This is a genomic window from Actibacterium sp. MT2.3-13A (assembly GCF_018139985.1).
In the GTDB taxonomy this organism is placed as follows: domain Bacteria; phylum Pseudomonadota; class Alphaproteobacteria; order Rhodobacterales; family Rhodobacteraceae; genus JAGSOU01.
In genome coordinates this window covers 29,045-48,631 of sequence record NZ_JAGSOU010000014.1, presented here as the reverse complement: position 1 = coordinate 48,631, position 19,587 = coordinate 29,045, and the positions used below count along the sequence as shown (strand labels likewise).

At 67.3% G+C, this 19,587-nt stretch carries 18 protein-coding genes; 12 read left to right on the top strand and 6 right to left on the bottom strand.

The annotated features are described in order from the left end of the window. The 6 genes from nuoL to KCI33_RS13120 are packed head-to-tail and all read left to right on the top strand — an operon-like array spanning position 1 to position 8,282. Complete coding sequence (nuoL, locus tag KCI33_RS13145; protein ID WP_212525259.1) at positions 1-2,079, top strand: NADH-quinone oxidoreductase subunit L; 2,079 nt, start codon at positions 1-3, stop codon at positions 2,077-2,079. Then, entirely contained in the window at positions 2,079-3,620 is a 1,542-nt protein-coding gene (locus tag KCI33_RS13140) for an NADH-quinone oxidoreductase subunit M (protein ID WP_212525258.1), read from the top strand. The genes nuoL and KCI33_RS13140 overlap by 1 nt, the downstream gene beginning before the upstream one ends. 12 nt (positions 3,621-3,632) lie before the next feature. Then, positions 3,633-5,075: an NADH-quinone oxidoreductase subunit NuoN gene (gene nuoN / locus KCI33_RS13135; RefSeq protein ID WP_212525257.1), complete on the top strand. Its 1,443-nt coding sequence runs from the start codon at positions 3,633-3,635 to the stop codon at positions 5,073-5,075. Then, a complete protein-coding gene (locus tag KCI33_RS13130) occupies positions 5,065-5,820 on the top strand; it encodes a biotin--[acetyl-CoA-carboxylase] ligase (protein ID WP_212525256.1) in 756 nt (251 codons plus the stop codon). Before nuoN ends, KCI33_RS13130 begins: the two co-directional genes overlap by 11 nt. Before the next feature lie 15 nt (positions 5,821-5,835). Next, entirely contained in the window at positions 5,836-6,615 is a 780-nt protein-coding gene (locus tag KCI33_RS13125; RefSeq protein WP_212525255.1) for a type III pantothenate kinase, read from the top strand. Beyond that, positions 6,612-8,282 carry a ribonuclease J gene (locus KCI33_RS13120; protein ID WP_212525254.1) on the top strand — a complete coding sequence of 557 codons (1,671 nt, stop codon included), beginning with the start codon at positions 6,612-6,614 and terminating at the stop codon, positions 8,280-8,282. Before KCI33_RS13125 ends, KCI33_RS13120 begins: the two co-directional genes overlap by 4 nt. 64 nt (positions 8,283-8,346) lie before the next feature. Here the strand turns inward: KCI33_RS13120 and KCI33_RS13115 are convergent, their stop codons facing one another. From KCI33_RS13115 to KCI33_RS13095, 5 genes are all read right to left on the bottom strand, one after another. Then, positions 8,347-9,774, bottom strand: a complete 1,428-nt coding sequence (locus tag KCI33_RS13115; RefSeq protein WP_212525253.1) for a DEAD/DEAH box helicase — start codon at positions 9,772-9,774, stop codon at positions 8,347-8,349. A gap of 136 nt (positions 9,775-9,910) precedes the next feature. Continuing rightward, a complete protein-coding gene (locus KCI33_RS13110) occupies positions 9,911-10,507 on the bottom strand; it encodes an exopolysaccharide biosynthesis protein (RefSeq protein WP_212525252.1) in 597 nt (198 codons plus the stop codon). Beyond that, complete coding sequence (locus tag KCI33_RS13105; protein ID WP_212525251.1) at positions 10,504-12,114, bottom strand: peptide chain release factor 3; 1,611 nt, start codon at positions 12,112-12,114, stop codon at positions 10,504-10,506. The genes KCI33_RS13110 and KCI33_RS13105 overlap by 4 nt, the downstream gene beginning before the upstream one ends. Positions 12,115-12,154: 40 nt before the next feature. Further along, a complete protein-coding gene (locus KCI33_RS13100; RefSeq protein WP_212525250.1) occupies positions 12,155-12,985 on the bottom strand; it encodes a universal stress protein in 831 nt (276 codons plus the stop codon). A gap of 134 nt (positions 12,986-13,119) precedes the next feature. Beyond that, positions 13,120-14,181 carry a Hint domain-containing protein gene (locus KCI33_RS13095; protein WP_212525249.1) on the bottom strand — a complete coding sequence of 354 codons (1,062 nt, stop codon included), beginning with the start codon at positions 14,179-14,181 and terminating at the stop codon, positions 13,120-13,122. Positions 14,182-14,471: 290 nt separating this feature from the next. On the opposite strand from KCI33_RS13095, the gene KCI33_RS13090 reads away from it, so the two are divergent. Continuing rightward, complete coding sequence (locus KCI33_RS13090; protein WP_212525248.1) at positions 14,472-15,251, top strand: SDR family oxidoreductase; 780 nt, start codon at positions 14,472-14,474, stop codon at positions 15,249-15,251. 87 nt (positions 15,252-15,338) lie between these two features. Continuing rightward, complete coding sequence (locus KCI33_RS13085) at positions 15,339-16,433, top strand: ABC transporter ATP-binding protein (protein WP_349252209.1); 1,095 nt, start codon at positions 15,339-15,341, stop codon at positions 16,431-16,433. A gap of 23 nt (positions 16,434-16,456) precedes the next feature. Here the strand turns inward: KCI33_RS13085 and KCI33_RS13080 are convergent, their stop codons facing one another. After that, positions 16,457-16,840, bottom strand: coding sequence for a rhodanese-like domain-containing protein (locus KCI33_RS13080; RefSeq protein WP_212525246.1), 384 nt, complete (start codon positions 16,838-16,840; stop codon positions 16,457-16,459). 230 nt (positions 16,841-17,070) lie between these two features. On the opposite strand from KCI33_RS13080, the gene tatA reads away from it, so the two are divergent. From tatA to KCI33_RS13060, 4 genes are read left to right on the top strand one after another with little or no spacing between them, the layout of a single operon-like run. Then, positions 17,071-17,292: a twin-arginine translocase TatA/TatE family subunit gene (gene tatA / locus KCI33_RS13075; protein ID WP_212525245.1), complete on the top strand. Its 222-nt coding sequence runs from the start codon at positions 17,071-17,073 to the stop codon at positions 17,290-17,292. A 36-nt stretch (positions 17,293-17,328) separates the two neighbouring features. After that, positions 17,329-17,814: a Sec-independent protein translocase protein TatB gene (gene tatB / locus KCI33_RS13070; RefSeq protein WP_212525244.1), complete on the top strand. Its 486-nt coding sequence runs from the start codon at positions 17,329-17,331 to the stop codon at positions 17,812-17,814. Further along, a complete protein-coding gene (gene tatC, locus KCI33_RS13065; protein WP_212525243.1) occupies positions 17,811-18,740 on the top strand; it encodes a twin-arginine translocase subunit TatC in 930 nt (309 codons plus the stop codon). The genes tatB and tatC overlap by 4 nt, the downstream gene beginning before the upstream one ends. Continuing rightward, the gene (locus tag KCI33_RS13060) at positions 18,737-19,579 is read left to right on the top strand and encodes an ATP-binding protein (protein ID WP_212525242.1); all 843 of its coding nucleotides are present in this window, start codon (positions 18,737-18,739) and stop codon (positions 19,577-19,579) included. The genes tatC and KCI33_RS13060 overlap by 4 nt, the downstream gene beginning before the upstream one ends. Positions 19,580-19,587: the final 8 nt, after the last annotated feature.

Here is a 19,587-nt window from a genome sequence, read left to right as displayed (position 1 = left end):
ATGGCAAGCATCATCCTCTTTGCCCCGCTGGTGGGCGCGCTGATCTGCGGCTTCGGCTGGCGGATCATCGGCGAGAAGCCGGCGATGTGGGTGGCCACGGGCCTGCTGTTCCTGGCCGCCGCGCTGAGCTGGATCGTGTTCCTCGGCCATGACGGCCAGATGACCCAGATCCCGATCCTGCGCTTCATCGAAAGCGGCTCGCTGTCGGTGGACTGGGCCATTCGCCTCGACCGGATGACCGCGATCATGCTGATCGTGGTGACCACGGTGTCGTCGCTCGTGCATCTCTACAGCTTCGGCTACATGGCCCATGACCCGCAATGGGGCGAGGGCGAGACCTACAAGCCGCGCTTCTTCGCCTACCTGTCTTTCTTCACCTTCGCCATGCTGGCGCTGGTGACCTCGGACAACCTCGTGCAGATGTTCTTCGGCTGGGAGGGCGTGGGCGTCGCCTCCTACCTGCTGATCGGCTTCTACTGGAAGAAACCCAGCGCCAACGCCGCCGCGATGAAGGCGTTCATCGTCAACCGCGTGGGCGATTTCGGTTTCGCGCTCGGGATCATGGCGCTTTACCTGCTGACCGACAGCGTGCTGTTCGACGACGTGTTCGCCGCCGCCCCCGAACTGGCCGAGACCCGGCTGAGCTTCCTCTGGACCGACTGGAATGCGGCGAACCTGATCGGCTTCCTGCTGTTCATCGGCGCGATGGGCAAATCGGCGCAGCTGATCCTGCACACCTGGCTGCCCGACGCGATGGAGGGCCCGACCCCGGTGTCGGCGCTGATCCACGCCGCGACCATGGTGACCGCGGGCGTGTTCCTGGTCTGCCGCATGTCGCCGCTCTACGAATACGCGCCCGAGGCCGCGGGCTTCATCGTCTTCCTCGGCGCCACCACCGCCTTCTTCGCGGCCTCGGTGGGCCTGGTTCAGAACGACATCAAGCGCGTGATCGCCTATTCGACGTGTTCGCAGCTGGGCTACATGTTCGTGGCCGCGGGCGTCGGCGTCTATTCGGCGGCGATGTTCCACCTGCTGACGCATGCCTTCTTCAAGGCGATGCTGTTCCTCGGCGCGGGCTCGGTCATCCACGCGATGCACCACGAACAGGACATGCGCAATTACGGCGGGCTGCGGGGCAAGATCCCCTATACCTTCGCCGCGATGATGGTGGGCACGCTGGCGATCACCGGGGTGGGCATCCCGCTGACCTCGATCGGCTTCGCGGGCTTCCTGTCCAAGGACGCCATCATCGAGAGCGCCTTCGCTGGCGGCACGGCCTACGCCTTCTGGCTGCTGGTGGTCGCGGCGGGCATGACCAGCTTCTACAGCTGGCGGCTGATCTTCCTGACCTTCTTCGGCAAGCCGCGCGGCGACAGGCACACCCATGACCACGCGCATGAAAGCCCGATGGTCATGCTGATCCCGCTGGGCGTGCTGGGGCTGGGCGCGGTCTTTGCCGGGATGGTCTGGTATGGCAGCTTCTTCGGCGACCACGCGCAGGTGAACAAGTTCTTCGGCATCCCGTCGCACGAGGTTGCCGCCGATGCCGGGCACGGCGCGGCCGCGCCCGCGGCCGAGGGGCACGCCGCGCCCGCCGCGGAAGACCACGGCGCCGTCGCCACGGCGCCGGTCGGCGCGATCTTCATGGGCCCCGACAACCATGTGATGGACGACGCGCACCACGCGCCGGCCTGGGTCAAGGTCTCGCCATTCATCGCCATGCTGATCGGGCTGGCTGTCGCCTACCTGTTCTACATCGTGAACCCGGCGCTGCCGAAACGCCTGGCCGAGAGCCAGCCGATCCTGCACCGCTTCCTGCTGAACAAGTGGTATTTCGACGAGATCTACGACGCGATCTTCGTCAATCCCGCCAAGCGGCTGGGCAGCTTCCTGTGGCGGCGCGGCGACGGCGATGTGATCGACGGGTCGATCAACGGCGTGGCCATGGGGATCATCCCCTTCTTCACCCGCCTCGCCGGGCGCGCGCAGTCGGGCTACCTGTTCCACTATGCCTTCGCGATGGTGCTGGGCATCGTGCTTCTCATCACCTGGATGACGATCAGCGGAGGAGCTGAATAATGGAGAACCTCCTGTCCATCATCACCTTCATGCCGCTGATCGGGGCGCTGGTGCTGGCTGTCTTCCTGCGCGGCGACGACGCGGCGGCGCAGGCCAATGCCAAGTGGGTGGCGCTGATCACCACCTCGGCCACCTTCCTGGTGTCGATCTTCCTGATCGCGGGGTTCGATCCGTCCGACACCGGCTTCCAGTTCGTGGAAGAGCGGTCGTGGCTCATGGGGCTGGAATACAAGATGGGTGTCGACGGCATCTCGGTGCTGTTCGTGATGCTGACCACCTTCCTGATGCCGCTGACCATCGCCGCCTGCTGGGACGTGAAGCTGCGGGTCAAGGAATACATGATCGCCTTCCTGCTGCTTGAGACGCTGATGATCGGCGTGTTCACCGCGCTGGACCTGGTGCTGTTCTACCTGTTCTTCGAGGCCGGCCTGATCCCGATGTTCCTGATCATCGGCATCTGGGGCGGCAAGAACCGCATCTACGCGGCGTTCAAGTTCTTCCTCTACACCTTCCTCGGCTCGGTGCTGATGCTGGTCGCGATGATCGCCATGTACATGGACGCGGGCACCACCGACATGGTGGCGCTCTTGAACCACGAATTCAGCGCGGGGCCGGTCAGCGTGCTCGGCTGGCAGATCGCGGGGGGCATGCAGACGCTGCTGTGGCTGGCCTTCTTCGCCTCCTTCGCGGTGAAGATGCCGATGTGGCCGGTGCACACCTGGCTGCCCGACGCCCACGTTCAGGCGCCGACCGCCGGCTCGGTCGTGCTGGCCGCGATCCTGCTGAAGATGGGCGGCTACGGCTTCCTGCGCTTCAGCCTGCCGATGTTCCCGGTGGCCTCGGACCTGCTGGCGCCGCTGGTGCTGTGGATGTCGGCCATCGCCATCGTCTACACCTCGCTGGTGGCGCTGGCGCAGAGCGACATGAAGAAGCTGATCGCCTATTCCTCGGTCGCGCACATGGGCTACGTCACCATGGGCATCTTCGCCGCGAACCAGCAGGGCATCGACGGCGCCATCTTCCAGATGCTGAGCCACGGCTTCGTCTCGGGCGCGCTGTTCCTCTGCGTGGGCGTCATCTATGACCGCATGCACACCCGCGAGATCGAAGCCTATGGCGGGCTGGTGAACCGGATGCCGGCCTATGCGCTGATCTTCATGCTGTTCACCATGGCCAATGTCGGCCTGCCCGGCACCTCGGGCTTCATCGGGGAATTCCTGACGCTGGTGGGCGTGTTCCAGGCCAACACCTGGGTGGCGGCGGTGGCCACGACCGGCGTGATCCTGTCGGCGGCCTACGCGCTGTGGCTCTATCGCCGGGTCGTGTTCGGCGACCTGATCAAGGAATCCCTGCGCTCGATCTCCGACATGACCACGCGGGAGCGCGCGATCTTTGCGCCTCTGGTGGCGATGACCCTGCTGCTGGGCGTCTATCCCAGCCTGGTCACCGACATCATCGGCCCCTCGGTCGAGCACCTGATTTCCACCACCCAGACGGCCGCGCAGCACAGCGCGGCGGCCGCCACGCTGGCACAACACTAAAAGGGGAGAGCGATGATCTCTGCCGATATCTCCACCGTCCTGCCCGAGATCGTCCTGGCGGTCTATGCCATGCTGGCGCTGATCTTCGCGGTCTACACCGGCAAGGACAAGACCGCGGGCCTCGTGGTCTGGGCGAGCGCCGGCGCGCTGCTGGCCGCGGCCTTCTGGATCGGGTTCTCGGGGACGGACACCCGCACCGCGTTCAACGGCGCCTTCGTCAACGACAGCTTCGCGCGCTTCGCCAAGGTGGTGATCCTGCTCTCGGCGGCGGCGGTTCTGGTCATGGGCAAGGATTACATGGCGCGCCGCGACCTGCTGCGCTTCGAGTACCCGGTGCTGGTGGTGCTCTCGGTCGTGGGCATGATGATGATGGTCTCGGCGGGCGACCTGATGTCGCTCTACATGGGGCTGGAGCTACAGTCGCTCGCGCTCTACGTCGTGGCCTCCCTGCGCCGCGACAGCGTGAAATCGACCGAGGCGGGCCTGAAATATTTCGTCCTCGGCGCGCTCAGTTCGGGCATGCTGCTCTATGGCGCGTCGCTGACCTATGGCTATGCCGGCACCACGCTGTTCTCGGGCATCATCGCGGCGGCGGGCACGGAGGGGCTGTCGCTGGGGCTGCTGTTCGGTCTTGTGTTCATGATCACCGGCCTGGCGTTCAAGGTCTCGGCGGTGCCGTTCCACATGTGGACGCCCGACGTCTACGAAGGCTCGCCGACGCCGGTCACCGCCTTCTTCGCCACCGCGCCCAAGATGGCGGCGATGGGCCTCTTTGCCCGCGTCATGCATGACGCCTTCGGCGGCGCCACGCAGGACTGGGGGCAGGTGATCGCATTGCTGGCGGTGCTGTCGATGTTCCTCGGCGCGGTGGCCGCGATCGGCCAGCGCAACATCAAGCGGCTGATGGCCTATTCCTCGATCACCCATATGGGCTTTGCCCTGATGGCGCTGGCCGCGGGCACCGCGGGCGGCGTGCAGGCGATGCTGATCTACATGGCGATCTACGTCACCATGAACGTGGGCACCTTCGCCTTCATCCTGTCGATGGAGAAAGACGGCCAGCCGGTCACCGATATCGGTGCGCTGAACATGTATTCCAGGGCCGAGCCGCTGAAGGCGCTGGCGGTGCTGGTGCTGATGTTCAGCCTGGCGGGCGTGCCGCCGCTGGTGGGCTTCTTCGGCAAGTTCTACGCGCTGAAGGCGGCCGTCGATGCCGACATGGCGTGGCTCGCCATCGCGGGTGTCGTGGCCTCGGTGATCAGCGCCTTCTACTACCTGCGGATCGTCTTCTACATGTATTTCGGCGAGGACCGCGACGGTGCGCTCGACGGCACGATGAGCCCGGTCCTGTGGGGCCTGCTGATGGCCTCGGCCGCGATCATGCTGGTGGGCGTGATCAACCTCTTCGGGGTTGAAGGGCTAGCCGCGGTCGCGGCCCAGACCCTTGTCAACTGAGCCCTGGCCGGGCGGCTACGCCCGGCTGCACCTGGCGGAGGTCGACAGCACCCAGGCCGAGGCCGCCCGACGCCTGGCCGAGCTGCCCGGCCCGACCTGGATCACCACCGACCGCCAGACCGCCGGCAAGGGCCGGCGCGGGCGCGCCTGGACCAGCCCGCCGGGAAATTTCGCCGCCACCCTGCTGTTGCGCCCGGCCGAGCCGCCGGCGCTGGTCGCGCTGCGCAGCTTCGTCGCGGCGCTGGCGCTGTTCGATGCCTTCGTCGCCGCCACGGGGCGGGCAGAGCCCTTCGCGCTGAAATGGCCCAACGACGTGCTGCTGAACGGCGGCAAGGTGGCGGGCATCCTGCTGGAAAGCCTCGGTCGGGGGCAGGGGATCGGCCACCTGGCCATCGGCATCGGCGTGAACCTGGTGGCCGCCCCCCCGCGCGAGGCGGTGGAGGCGCAGGCGCTGCCGCCCGTCAGCCTGCTGTCGGAGACCGGCGCGCGGGTCACCCCTGAGGAATTCCTGTTGCTGCTGGCCCCCGCCTATGCCCGCTACGAGGCGCAGCTGACCACCTATGGCTTCGCCCCGATCCGGGAGGCGTGGCTGGCGCGCGCCGCGCGGCTGGGCGAGGTGATCACCGCCCGCACCGCCTCCGAGGAGATCACCGGAACCTTCGAAACGGTGGACGCGGGCGGCAACCTCGTTCTATCTACGGCGAAATCCCGCCGGGCCATCGCCGCGGCGGAAGTGTTCTTCTGAGCGAAGGAGCGGGTCATGCTTCTGGCCATCGACTGCGGCAACACCAACACCGTCTTCTCGATCTGGGATGGCGAGCGGTTCCTGTGCACCCTGCGCACCTCGACCGAGCATCAGCGCACGGCGGACCAGTATTTCGTCTGGTTCTCGACGCTGCTGGCGCATCACCGGATCGAGGCGAAGATCGACGAGGTGATCATCTCCTCCACCGTGCCGCGGGTGGTGTTCAACCTGCGCGTCCTGTCGGACCGCTATTTCAACTGCCGCCCGCTGGTGGTGGGCCGGCCCGACTGCCTGCTGCCGCATGCCCCCCGGGTGGACATGGGCACGCAGGTGGGCCCGGACCGCCTGGTCAACACCGCGGCCGCCTTCGACCGGCACGGCGGCGACCTGATCGTGGTCGATTTCGGCACGGCGACCACCTTCGACGTGGTGGCCGAGGATGGCGCCTATGTCGGCGGGGTGATCGCGCCGGGGGTCAACCTCAGCCTCGAGGCGCTGCACCAGGCGGCCGCGGCGCTGCCGCATGTGGACGTGACCAAACCGCAGAAGGTGATCGGAACAAATACTGTGGCCTGCATGCAATCGGGTGTATTCTGGGGCTATGTCGGCCTCGTGAGCGGCATTTGCGACCGCATTCGGGCAGAATATGAGCGCCCGATGCGGATTATCGGCACCGGGGGGCTTGCGCCTCTCTTCGCGCAGGGCGATGTGCTGTTCGACACAATCGAAGATGACCTCACCATGCACGGCCTGACCGTGATCCACGCATACAACAAGACCCACGGGGCAATATGAGCAAGAAGAACCGCCTGATTTACCTTCCCCTCGGCGGCGCCGGCGAGATCGGGATGAACGCCTATGTCTACGGCTACGGCCCGGCAGAGAACGAGCGTTACATCCTGATCGACCTCGGCGTCACCTTTCCCGACATGGACGGCACGCCAGGCGTCGACCTGATCTTCGCGGATATCGAATGGCTGGAGGCGCGCGCCGACCGGCTGGAGGCGATCTTCATCACCCACGCGCATGAGGATCACGTCGGCGCGCTGGGGCACCTGTGGCACCGTCTCAAGGCGCCGGTCTACGCCCGCGCCTTCACCGGCAACATAGCCGCGCGCAAGATGGAGGAGCAGGGCGCCGACCCGGATGCGCTGAAGGTGGTGCTGCCCTTCCCCGAAACGGTAAAGGCGGGACCGTTCACGGTCTCCTTCGTGCCGGTGTCGCATTCGATTCCGGAAAGCTCGGCGCTGGTGATCGACACGCCGGCGGGGCGTATCGTGCACACCGGCGATTTCAAGCTGGATGAAAGCCCGGTGGTGGGCGAGCCCTTCGATCCCGCGCTGTGGCAGCAGATCGGGGACGAGGGGGTCAAGGTGCTGGTCTCCGACTCGACCAACGTGTTCTCGCCCAACCCGGGGCGTTCCGAGGCCACGGTCGGCCCCGCGATCCACCAGCTGGTGGAGCGGTCGAAGGGGATGATGGTGGCGACTACCTTCGCCTCCAACATCGCGCGGGTGAAGACGCTGGCCGAGGCTGGCCACCGTGCCGGCCGCTCCATCGTGCTGCTGGGCCGCGCCATGCGCCGGATGATCGAGGCCGGCGTCGAAAGCGGCGTTCTGCGTGACTTCCCGAAAACCGTCAGCCCCGAGGACGCCAAGGACATCCCGCGCGAGAACCTGATGCTGATCGTCACCGGCAGCCAGGGCGAACGCCGGGCGGCCTCGGCCCAGCTGGCGCGGGGCAAATACATGGGGATGGAACTGAAGGAGGGCGACAGCTTCCTGTTTTCCTCCAAGACCATCCCGGGCAACGAGCGCGGCGTACTGCGGATCGTCAACGCCTTTTCCGAGAAGGGCGTCGAGGTGATCGACGATGCGGCCGATCTCTACCATGTTTCGGGCCACGCCAACCGGCCCGACCTGAAGCGGCTGCACCAGATCCTGCGCCCGCAGATGGTGATCCCCATGCATGGCGAGCACCGCCACCTGCGCGCCCATGTGGCGCTGGCCGCCGAAAGCGATATTCCCGGCCTGATCGCGCCCAACGGCACGATGGTGGATCTGACCGGCGGCGTGCCCAAGGTGACCGATCATGTCGAGACCGGGCGCACCTATCTCGACGGCGCGGTGCAGATCGGCGCGCTGGACGGCGTGGTGCGTGACCGCATCCGCCTGGCGCTGAACGGGCTGGTGGTGGTCACCCAGATCATAGATGAGGACGGAGAGCCGCTGGGCGAGCCCTGGGCCGAGCTGATGGGCCTGCCGGAGACCGGCCGCTCGAAGGCGCCGCTGGCCGAGGTTCTGGAAGAGGACCTGACCCAGTTCGTCAACCGCGCCGACGCCAAGACCCTGCGCGACGACGACACGCTGACGGACGCGCTGCGCCGGGTCGCGCGCAAGACCGCGATGGACGAGATCGGCAAGAAGCCCGAGGTGATCGTGGTGATCAGCCGCCTGAGCTGAGGCGCGAACCGCGCCGGGACGCACAAGAAAACAGGGGCCTCGCGGCCCCTGTTTTCTTGTCGCCTCAGGAGGCTTCTTTTTCCGGCTTGAAGGAGCGCAACAGGAAGGCGGGGACGTGATCGCCCATGCCGACCACCGGCTCGTCGCGCCGCCGCTCGCCCTTGCCGCGCGGCGCGGGCTTCTCGCGCCCCTTCGCCGCGGGCTTGCGCGGTGCGGGTTCGGGCTTCTCCTCGGCGGGTTTCGGGGCGGCGGGTTTCGGGGCGGCGGCCCTGGGCGCGGGCGCCGCGGGCTTTTCGGGGGCCGCGGGCTTTTCGGGCGTCGCGGGCTTTTCGGCCGCTGGACCCTTCAGCGGGTTTTCGAGGCGCGGGATCTGTTTCTCGACCAGCGCCTCGATCGCGTCGAGGTATTTCTCGTCATGCGGCACGCAGATCATCAGCGCCTTGCCGCTGCGCCCGGCGCGGCCGGTGCGTCCGATGCGGTGGACGTAATCCTCGGCATGGCTGGGCACGTCGTAGTTGAAGACGTGGCTGACCGAGGGCACGTCGAGGCCGCGCGCCGCCACGTCCGAGGCGCAGAGGAAGCGCAGCTTGCCCTCTCGGAACGAATCCAGCGTCCGCGTGCGCTGCGACTGGTCCAGATCGCCGTGGATCGGGGCCGCGTCATAGCCGTGCTTGCTCAGCGACTTGGCGACGACATCGACCTCGGTCTTGCGGTTGCAGAAGATGATCGCATTGGTCAGCGCGTCGCCTTCCTGGTCGATCAGGGCGCGCAGGACCTCGCGCTTTTCCTTGGCCTGGCGGTCCTTGCGCGAGGCTTTGAACATCACCACGCCCTGCGCGATGTTCTCGCCGGTGGTCGCGGCGCGGGCGACCTCGATCTTGACCGGGTTGTGCAGGAAGGTGTTGGTGATGCGCTCGATCTCGGGGGCCATGGTGGCCGAGAAGAACAGCGTCTGGCGGGTGAAGGGCGTCAGCTGGAAGATCCGCTCGATATCCGGGATGAAGCCCATGTCGAGCATCCGGTCGGCCTCGTCCACCACCATGATCTGCACGCCGGTGAGCAGCAGCTTGCCGCGCTCGAAATGGTCGAGCAGCCGGCCCGGCGTCGCGATCAGAACGTCGACGCCCTTGTCGATCAGCGCGTCCTGTTCCTTGAACGACACCCCGCCGATCAGCAGCGCCTTGGTCAGGCGGGTGTTCTTGGCGTAGACGTCGAAGTTCTCCGCCACCTGCGCGGCGAGTTCCCGCGTCGGCGCCAGGACCAGGCTGCGCGGCATGCGCGCCCGGGCCCGGCCCTTGGCCAGCATCGTGATCATCGGCAGGGTGAAACTGGCGGTCTTGCCGGTGCCGGTCTGGGCGATGCCCAGCACGTCACGCCCCTCCAGCGCGGGCGGGATGGCGCCGGCCTGGATCGGGGTGGGGGTCTCATAGCCCGCGTCTTCAACTGCGGATAACACTTTGGGGTCGAGCCCCAAGTCGGCGAATTTTGTCATGTAGGTCCTTCGGATTAGCGGCGAGTGGTACGGCCGCATCCCCGCGCGGCCCGACCGACCGAATTGTCGGTCTGCATCTGCCAATGCTCCATACGCCAAGCGCGCGCTTTGGTCAAGAAAGCCGCCGCGGGCGGGGTCAGAACAGGAATTTCCCCATCAGCCAGATGCCCGGCGCGAAGACGAGGAAACCCAGAAGCGTCACCAGCCCGTCGCGCGCGCTCATCCCCAGGCCGATCAGCAGCACATGGAGCGACAGCACGAAGGGCAGGCCGGGGATGAAGCCGATGAGGAAGATCACCACCCCCGTGACGATGAAGATCGCCGCCGCCGCGGTCAGCGTCAGCCCGTTGTCCACCAGCCCGCCGAGGCGCGGCATGAGGATCGGCCGCAGCCGCCGCGCCACCGGGCGGGCGCGGTTGATCGAGGCGCGCAGCGGCCCGGTCGAGATCAGTCGTCCGCGCAGCGCCTCCGGGGCCCAGAGCCGTTTGTGTCCAATCAGCATTTGCAGCCCGACCAGCACCAGAACGATCGCCACCAGCCCGGGCATGCCAGGGATCATGCCGACCGGCAGAATCAGAAAGGCCGACAGCGCGACCAGAAGCGGGCCGAAGCCGCGCGCGCCGAGCTGGTCGATGATCGCGCCGAGGCTCACCTCGTCGCGCCCGTCGATCAGCGCCTCCAGCTCGTCCAGCAGACCGGACAGGTGGTCGTGGCCGTCGGCGCCGGTCATCATGCCACCTGCATTTCCTTGGTGGCGCTGAGCGTCAACTCGGGATGGTCGCGCACCACCCGGTCGATGTCCCATTGCAGGCGGGTCATGTAGACCAGATCGCCGTCATTGTCGTAGGAGATGTGACCCTTGTTCTTGTTCACGAAGGCCTCCACCGCGTCCTTCGGCCCGGTGATCCAGCGCGCCGAGGTGAACTGTGTCGGCTCGAAGCGCACCGGCAGGCCGTATTCCTGCTCGATCCGGCTGGCCAGCACCTCGAACTGGAGTTGCCCCACGACCCCCACCACGAATCCCGAGCCGATCATCGGCTTGAACACCTTGGCGGCGCCTTCCTCGGCGAATTGCATCAGCGCCTTGTCCAGGTGCTTGGCCTTCATCGGGTCGCCGGCGCGGCAGGCCTGCAGCAGTTCCGGCGCGAAGGAGGGGATGCCGGTGACGCGCAGGTTCTCGCCCTCGGTCAGCGTGTCGCCGATGCGCAGCTGGCCGTGGTTGGGGATGCCGATGATGTCGCCGGCCCAGGCCTCTTCGGCCAGTTCCCGGTCGGAAGCGAGGAACAGCATCGGGCTGGACACCGTCATCGGCTTTTTCGAGCGCACATGGGTCAGTTTCATCCCGCGCCGGAAATGGCCCGAGGCGAGGCGGACGAAGGCGATCCGGTCGCGGTGCTTGGGGTCCATGTTGGCCTGGACCTTGAAGACGAAGCCGGTGACCTTGTCCTCCTCCGGTGCGATCTGCCGGGGTTCGGCGGCCTGCACCTGCGGCTCGGGGCCATAGGCGCCGATGCCGTCCATCAGCTCCTTCACCCCGAAGGAGTTGATGGCGGAGCCGAACCAGATGGGGGTCATGTGCCCCTCCAGCACCGCCTGGGGATCGAGCGCGGGCAGCAGCTCGCGCGCCATCTCCACCTCTTCGCGCAGCTGCGCGAGCAGGTGGGCGGGGACGTGCTGTTCCAGGCGCGGATCGTCGAGCCCCTCGATCGAGATGCTCTCGGCGACCACGTTGCGGTCGGCGCGGTCCATCAGTTCCAGCCGGTCGTGCAGCATGTCATAGGCGCCGATGAACTCGCGCCCGACGCCGATGGGCCAGCTTGCCGGGGTCACGTCGATGGCCAGGTTCTCCTGGATCTCGTCGATGATCTCGAAGGTGTCGCGGCTTTCGCGGTCCATCTTGTTACAGAAGGTCAGGATCGGCAGGTCGCGCAGGCGGCAGACCTCGAACAGCTTGCGGGTCTGGCTTTCCACGCCCTTGGCGCCGTCGATCACCATCACCGCCGCGTCCACCGCCGTCAGCGTGCGGTAGGTGTCCTCGGAGAAATCCGAGTGACCGGGCGTGTCCACCAGGTTGAAGCGGAATTGCCGGTAGTCGAAGGACATCGCCGAGGCCGAGACCGAGATGCCGCGATCCTTCTCCATCTGCATGAAGTCGGAGCGCGTGCGCCGCGCCTCGCCCTTGGCGCGCACCTGTCCGGCCATCTGGATCGCACCGCCGAAAAGCAGGAACTTTTCGGTCAGCGTGGTCTTGCCCGCATCGGGATGCGAGATGATGGCGAAGGTGCGGCGCCGGGCAATCTCGGGCGGCAGGTCGGGGCGGTTGGCAGGGGCGTCAAACATGCAGGCCATATAGGCAAGCGGAGGACCGGGCGCAATCTCCCTAGCGCGCGATCAGCAGGTCGCAGGGCGGGGTGCGGATCAGGTCGTTGGCGAGGCTGCCAAGGAAGGCGGGCGCGCTGCCGACACGGCCATGCGCGCCGAGGCACAGCAGGTCGCAGCCCAGGTTGGCGGCGCGCGTGGTCACGACGCTGACCGCGGCGCCCTCGATGAACTCGACCTCGCCGAGGCGCTCGGGAAGGGTGGTCTGGTCGCGCCACAGGTTGTAGCTGTCGCGCGCCTCGCGCAGGAAGGGGGCGGCGGTGCCGACGACGCCCGCGGCCGGGGAATAGCCCTTGTAGGGAACATGCACCGCGTGCACACCGTGCAGCGCCGCCTCCGGGGCGAGTTCGGCCGCGAGGCTCAGCGCATGGGTCGAGGCGGGCGCGAAATCCACCGCCGCCAGAACTGTGCTGTAGGGGTGATCGACCGGGTCGGTGACCAGCAGCACCGGGCAGTCCTGCAGGCGCACGATGCGCTCCATCGTGGTTTCGCGCAGGATGTCGAGGAAGGGCCGGGGGCGGTGGATGCCCAACACCAGCAGATCGACCTGCTCGGTCGCGGCCATGGCCGAGATCGCGCCCACCGGGTCGCCGATCACCGCGCGCGCCTCGTAGCGGACGTCCTGCGCGCCCCTGTGGCTCGCCGCGAACTGGTCCAGCCGGGCCTCGGCGCCGCCCTGCATCTGCCGGGCGAGATCGCCGGGCAGCGCCTCGTCGATCACGGTGAGCAGGGTCAGCCGCGCCCCCAGCCGTCCGGCCAGATCGAAGGCGCGGGCGACGGAGCGGTCGGCGCGGGGCGAAAGGTCGGTGGCGACAAGCAGGTGTTGCAGCATGTTCGGCGTTCTCCCTGTATGATTGCCCCCATGCTAGGGGCGGGCAGGGCGTTCGCCAATGGAATTTTTCCGCGACGCGTGCGGGAAAATCACGCGATTACACGGGGTTTGCCGACGCGTCGGCCGCGCGCGGGTCAGTCGCGGTTGGTCGCCTTGGCCAGCGCCGTCGGGCCCAGTTTCCGCAGCAGCCGGCCCTCGGCTTCGGTGCCGAAATGGGGGCGGTGCGACAGGCCGGGCAGGTGGGTTTCGACCTCGCGCAGCACCTCCTCGGGCAGCTGGCCGAGGGTGCGCTCGTTGATCAGCAGGCTTTCGGTGGGGATGCACTCGGCATAGATGATCTCGTGCCGGTCGAAGACGAGGTGGAAATATTCAACGAAGCCGCCGGCGCGGAGGAAGACCGCCTCGCCATCGACCAGGTGCAGCGCCTTGACGAACAGCTCCGCCGTTTCGGTCAGCCGCTGCGCGCCGCGCTGGTAGAGGAACAGACGCTGGTGCTGGCTGACGATCAGGTCGCTTTGATTGGCATAGGTGCCCTTGGTGATCACCACCGGGGCGAAGGGTCCGACCGCCCGCACCGTGCGATGCCCCACCCAGCGCAGGGGCTGGGCGCCGTGGTCGCGCGTCAGCACCCGGTCGCCGGGGCGCAGATCCTCGACCGGGCATTGCCGCCCGTCGCCGAGCGTGATCATCGTGCCGCGGGTGAAGGCGACCGAGGTGATGTCGGTCAGCCGCACCTCGCCCGGCTCCGGGTCGGCCTTGACCAGCGTGTAGCTCTGCCTGGCTTCGATCGGGGCCATCGGCACGAAGACCAGTTGGGCCGCGCCGCCGCCCGCCCCGGTCAGCGCGATGAGCAGCAGATCCACCGTGTCGCCGTCGGGGCGCATGAAGGTCAGCCGCCCCTCCAGCCGCAGCGATTCGCCGGGGCGGCCGATTTCCGACCCCGTCGCCACGCTCTGCCCGCGCGCGCCGGGTTGCAGGAATTGGCCCGAGCCCGCCCGAGCCGCCGCGCCGTCGTGGATCGCCAGCTCCAGCGCCTCGGCGCCGGGCAGGAATTCATAGACGTCGCCGGGGCAGAGCTCGTCCAGCGGCATCAGCGGATCGCCCAGGTTGGCGCCCGAGACGACCTCGAACTCATCGGCCGGGAAGACGTGGCAGGCGTAGCTGGGGGACAGATCCCCGCGGGCGGGTGAACTCATGGCGACAGTATTTCCTACAATCGGTTTTCCTTCGGCGCGCAGCCGTATCCGTTGCGACGGGCGGCCACGCCCGATACCTGCTGCGGAGCTGTGGCAAAACCAGCCTGTAAATCAAGGCAATTTCGTGACATTTTCCTCAAATGCGACGCAGCGCGGGGGCGGCGGGGGCGCTTCCGGGCGGGCCCGGGGACGCGGACGGCGCCGCAACAGACCGCTTTGCACCCCGCGCGGCACGGTGCTATCGCAGGGGAAAGGCGCGTCGCGCTGTTTTGAAAAGGGAGAGAATGATCATGGATCTGGGGATTTCGGGCAAACGCGCGCTGGTCTGCGCCTCGTCCAAGGGGCTGGGCCTGGGCTGCGCCGAGGCGCTGGCGGAGGCCGGCGTCAACCTGGTGATGAACGCGCGCGGCGCCGAGGCGCTGGAAAAGGCGGCGGTCGACATCCGCGCCCGCTTCGGCGTCGAGGTGGTGGCGGTGGCGGCCGACATCACCACCGAGGAGGGCCGCGCCAAGGTGCTTGATGCCGCCCGCGGCATCGACATCCTGGTGACCAATGCCGGCGGCCCGCCGCCGGGCATGTGGACCGATTGGGAACGCGAGGATTTCATCAAGGCGCTGGACGCCAACATGCTGGCCCCGATCGCGCTGATGAAGGCGCTGGTGCCGGGCATGATGGAAAAGGGCTGGGGCCGGGTGGTCAACATCACCAGCCAGTCGGTCAAGGCGCCGATCGCGGTTCTGGGGCTGTCGAACTCGGCCCGCGCGGGGCTGACCGGCTATGTCGCGGGCACCGCGCGGCAGGTGGCGCCGCACGGCGTGACCATCAACAACATGCTGCCGGGCATCCATGCCACCGACCGCGCGGTGTCGCTGGACACCGGCGTCGCGCAGCAGCAGGGCATTACCATCGACGAGGCGCGCGCGCAGCGCGAGGCGACCATCCCCGCCCGCCGCTACGGCACGCGGGCCGAGTTCGGCGCGATGTGCGCCTTCCTGTGCTCTCAGCATGCCGGCTTTATCGTCGGGCAGAACATCCTGCTGGACGGCGGCGCGGTGAACGCCACCTTGTGATCCGTCAAAGGGTTGCGGAACGGGGCGGGGATTGATATTCCGCCCCGAAACCCGATGTTTTTCATCGGGATTTTCGATGAGGCAGGTGTGAGCGGCACAACCCCCCGGCTTGAAATCCAGAACATCATCAAGGCCTTCGGCGGCCGCCCGGTGGTGGACAACGTCTCGCTGACGGTGATGCCGGGGCAGGTGACCTGCCTGCTGGGCCCCTCGGGCTGCGGCAAATCCACGACGCTGCGCATCATCGCGGGCGTCGAGATGCAGGACAGCGGCAAGATCTTCGTCGATGGCGAACTGGTCTGTGACACCATCTACCGCGTCCCGCCGGAGCGCCGCTCGGTCGGGCTGATGTTCCAGGATTTCGCGCTGTTCCCGCATCTGTCGGTGGCCGACAACGTGGCCTTCGGCCTGACCGGCCCGCGCGCCGAGAAACGCGCCCGGGTCGAGGAACTGCTGGGCCGCGTCGACCTGCTGCGCTATATCGACGAGTTCCCGCACAACCTGTCCGGCGGCGAGCAGCAGCGCGTGGCGCTGGCGCGCGCGCTGGCGCCGCGGCCCAAGATCATGCTGATGGACGAGCCCTTCTCCGGCCTCGACAACCGCCTGCGCGACGAGATCCGCGACCAGACCCTGAGCGTGCTGAAGGAGGAGGGCGCCGCCGTCCTGCTGGTCACGCACGAGCCCGACGAGGCGATGCGCATGGCCGACGAGATCGCGCTGATGCGGGCCGGCCGGATCGTGCAACAGGGTGCGCCTTACAACCTCTACAACAAGCCGGTGGACAAGGCCGCAGCGGCCTTTTTCAGTGATATCAACGTGATCCGGGGCAAGGTTCAGGGCGCGCTGACGGAGACCCCCTTTGGCCAGTTCCTGGCACCGGGCGTGCCCGACGGCACCGAGGTGGACATCGTGATCCGCCCCCAGCACCTGAAGATCGACCTCGACCGCAACGGCCGCGGCCCGCATCCGACGCCGGCCGACGGCATGCCCGCGCGCGGCCTGGTCGAGCGCGCCCGCTACATGGGCAAGGAAAGCCTGGTGGAATTCCGCATGGATTTCGACGGCTCGATCCTCAAGGCGACGGTCCCGGCGGTGTTCCTGCCGAAACCCGGCACGCCGATGTGGCTGATGTTCCGCCGCGACCGCTGCTTCGTCTTCCCCTCCAGGACCGGGGCCGCCTGACCGGGGCCCCCGCCGCCCCGGGCTCAGCTCGCGCCGGGCACCGCCTGCGGCGCGCCGGTGGCCATGTTGGTGCCGATATAGGGCTTGTGCGCGGTCTTCCATGCGCCGAAGCCGCCTTCGAGATGCGCGGCCCGGTCATGGCCCGCGGCCAGATACATCTCCGCCACCCGCCGCGAGCGGGCGGCCGAGCCGCAATGGAACACGATGCGCCGGCCGCCCTCGGGCGGCATGAAGGCAGGGTCGAACTCGGCCATCGGCGCCAGCAGCGCGCCGTGGATATGCTCGAACATGTATTCCTGCGGGGTGCGCACGTCGATCAGGATAATATCGTGCCTTTCGAGCGCGGCCTGCACGTCGTCGGTCGTCCAGTGTTCCAGGGTCTTGCCGTTGAGGTCTTCGCTGTGCATCGCAATGGGTCCTTTCAATGAATCGGGCGCGCCGCGCGGCCGAGTCTAGGACCCTGATCTCCCCTTCAAAAGGCCCAACCACTGGTGCGCGGGATGGGGCAAACCACTTTTTGTGGCAGAAATACCGAGGCTGCGGCGGAATGGGGCTTTGAACTCCCCGTCATAGTCAATAAATGTGTTGCACAGAATTCGAAACGGGCGCCGGTCAGGGATGCCCAAGGGAGAAGACCATGCTGAACAATATCGGCCTTCCCGGCCTGCTTCTGATTGCCGTCGTCGTGCTCGTGCTTTTCGGGCGCGGCAAGATCTCGTCGCTGATGGGCGAGGTCGGCAAGGGGATCACCGCCTTCAAGAAAGGCGTGAAAGAAGAAACCGAAGAGGCGACGAAGAGCCTGGAAAACGCCAAGGACGTCACCCCCGAGGTGGAAGAAACGGAAAAGGACAAGGCGTAACCCTGCGCCCTGTCCGCCTCTCAAGGCGGCTCGCACATGTTTGATCTCGGCTGGACCGAACTTTTGGTCATCGGCATCGTGGCGCTGATCGTGATCGGCCCCAAGGACCTGCCCGGCATGTTCCGCACGCTGGGCCGGTTCACCGCCAAGGCGCGCAACATGGCGCGCGAGTTTCAGCGCGCCATGGACGACGCCGCCGACCAGGCCGGCGTCAAGGACGTGGCCAAGGATCTCAGGGACGCAACCAACCCGCGCAAGATGGGGCTGGACGCGCTGAACGACGCCGCCGACAAGTTTGAGAAATGGCAGCCCAAGGTGTCCTCGGACAAGGCCGCCAAACCCGCGCCGGAAGGCTCGGAGACCGGCAAGCTGAGCGCGGAACGCGCCGAGCAGGCCGAAAAGATCCGCACCGCCGCCGCCGAGAAGGCGACCGCGCGGCGCGCCGCCGAAGAGGCCGCCGCGAAGGCCGCCGCCGAGGCGCCGGCCGCCGAGGGCGACAGCACCGGAAAGTCCGACGCATGAGCAATACCGACGAGATCGACGACAGCACGGCCCCGCTGATCGAACATCTGGCCGAGCTGCGCACCCGGCTGATCCGGGCGGTGCTGGCCTTCGTTGTGGGCATGGTGATCTGCTTTTCCTTCGGCGGGCAGATCCTCGATTTCCTGCTGATCCCGATCGAGAACACGATGCGCGATCTGGGCAATCCCAACCCGGTGATGCAATACACCGCGCCGCAGGAATATTTCTTCACCCTGATCCGGATCTCGATGGTCGGCGGTCTGGCGCTGTCCTTCCCGGTGATCGGATACCAGCTGTGGCGCTTCGTGGCGCCGGGGCTCTACAAGTCGGAAAAGAATGCCTTCCTGCCGTTCCTGATCTCCTCGCCGGTGCTGTTCCTGCTGGGCGCGGCCTTCGCCCAGTATGTGGTGGTGCCGTTGGCGATGGCCTTCTTCCTGGGCTTCGCCGATCTGCCCTCGATGGTCGCGGCCTTCGTGGCCGGCACGGCCGAGCCGGGCGCGGTGCCCGAGCCCGACCGCGGCATCGACATCGTGTTCAACGGCAAGGTCAACGAAACCCTCGACATCACGCTGAAGATGATCGTGGCCTTCGGCCTGTGCTTCCAGCTGCCGGTGCTGCTGACCCTGATGGGCAAGGCCGGGCTGGCCTCGGCCGCCGGTCTGCGCTCGACGCGGAAATACGCGGTGGTCGGCATCCTGACCGTCTCCGCCCTCGTCACGCCGCCCGATGTCACCACCCAGATCATCCTCTTCACCGTGGTCTACGGTCTCTACGAGATCTCGATCTTCCTGGTGGCCCGCGTCGAGACCCGGCGTGAGGCGGATCTGCGCGCGCAGGGTCTCTGGGTCGACGACGACGAGGAAGAGGACGAGATCTTCCGCGAATTCGACGAGGACGACACCGAAGACGAGGCCCCCCGTAAATGACTGACGTCGCGACCCTGACCCGCATCGCCGAGGCGCTGGAGCGGATGCACCCCGCGCCCGCCGCCGCGCCCGATTTCGACGCGGCCGAGGCCTTCGTCTGGCATGTCGCCCCCGACCGCCTCGCCCCGGTCGACAAGGTCAACCGGGTCGACCTGTCGCTGCTGCTGGGCATCGACCGGGCGCGCGACATCCTGCTCGATAACACGCTGCAATTCGCCCGCGGCATGCCCGCGAACAACGCGCTGCTGTGGGGCTCGCGCGGGATGGGCAAGTCGAGCCTGGTCAAGGCCGTGCACGCCGCGGTCCGCGCCCAGAGGCTGGACCTCAAGATCGTCGAGGTCCAGCGCGAGGATCTGCCGTCGATCGCGCGCCTGCTGACGCTGCTGCGCGAATCCCCCGCGCGCTTCATCCTGTTTTGCGATGACCTGTCGTTCAGCCATGACGACCAGCATTACAAATCGCTCAAGGCGGTGCTGGACGGCGGCATCGAGGGCCGCCCCGAGAATGTGGTCTTCTACGCCACCTCGAACCGTCGCCACCTGATGCCGCGCGACATGATCGAGAACGAGCGCAGCTCGGCCATCAACCCCTCCGAGGCGGTGGAGGAAAAGGTCTCGCTCTCCGACCGCTTCGGCCTGTGGCTCGGCTTCCACCCCTGCAGCCAGGACGAGTTCCTGTCCATGATCCGCGGCTACTGCACCGCCCACGGCGTGGAGATCGACGACGCGACCCTGCGCGCCGAGGCGATCGAGTGGCAGGCGACGCGCGGCTCGCGCTCGGGGCGGGTGGCATGGCAGTATTTCACCGACCTCGCCGGGCGCAGGGGCGTGCGCCTCTAGCGCGCCCC

Coding starts and splice junctions, on each gene's coding strand:
- KCI33_RS13100 (WP_212525250.1), bottom strand. CDS start 12,985: ATGCTGCAACACCTGCTTGTCGCCACCGACCTTTCGCCCCGCGCCGAC.
- KCI33_RS13120 (WP_212525254.1), top strand. CDS start 6,612: ATGAGCAAGAAGAACCGCCTGATTTACCTTCCCCTCGGCGGCGCCGGC.
- KCI33_RS13095 (WP_212525249.1), bottom strand. CDS start 14,181: ATGAGTTCACCCGCCCGCGGGGATCTGTCCCCCAGCTACGCCTGCCAC.
- KCI33_RS13140 (WP_212525258.1), top strand. CDS start 2,079: ATGGAGAACCTCCTGTCCATCATCACCTTCATGCCGCTGATCGGGGCG.
- tatA (WP_212525245.1), top strand. CDS start 17,071: ATGCTGAACAATATCGGCCTTCCCGGCCTGCTTCTGATTGCCGTCGTC.
- KCI33_RS13090 (WP_212525248.1), top strand. CDS start 14,472: ATGGATCTGGGGATTTCGGGCAAACGCGCGCTGGTCTGCGCCTCGTCC.
- tatC (WP_212525243.1), top strand. CDS start 17,811: ATGAGCAATACCGACGAGATCGACGACAGCACGGCCCCGCTGATCGAA.
- nuoN (WP_212525257.1), top strand. CDS start 3,633: ATGATCTCTGCCGATATCTCCACCGTCCTGCCCGAGATCGTCCTGGCG.
- KCI33_RS13125 (WP_212525255.1), top strand. CDS start 5,836: ATGCTTCTGGCCATCGACTGCGGCAACACCAACACCGTCTTCTCGATC.
- KCI33_RS13080 (WP_212525246.1), bottom strand. CDS start 16,840: ATGCACAGCGAAGACCTCAACGGCAAGACCCTGGAACACTGGACGACC.
- nuoL (WP_212525259.1), top strand. CDS start 1: ATGGCAAGCATCATCCTCTTTGCCCCGCTGGTGGGCGCGCTGATCTGC.
- KCI33_RS13110 (WP_212525252.1), bottom strand. CDS start 10,507: ATGATGACCGGCGCCGACGGCCACGACCACCTGTCCGGTCTGCTGGAC.
- KCI33_RS13115 (WP_212525253.1), bottom strand. CDS start 9,774: ATGACAAAATTCGCCGACTTGGGGCTCGACCCCAAAGTGTTATCCGCA.
- tatB (WP_212525244.1), top strand. CDS start 17,329: ATGTTTGATCTCGGCTGGACCGAACTTTTGGTCATCGGCATCGTGGCG.
- KCI33_RS13060 (WP_212525242.1), top strand. CDS start 18,737: ATGACTGACGTCGCGACCCTGACCCGCATCGCCGAGGCGCTGGAGCGG.
- KCI33_RS13105 (WP_212525251.1), bottom strand. CDS start 12,114: ATGTTTGACGCCCCTGCCAACCGCCCCGACCTGCCGCCCGAGATTGCC.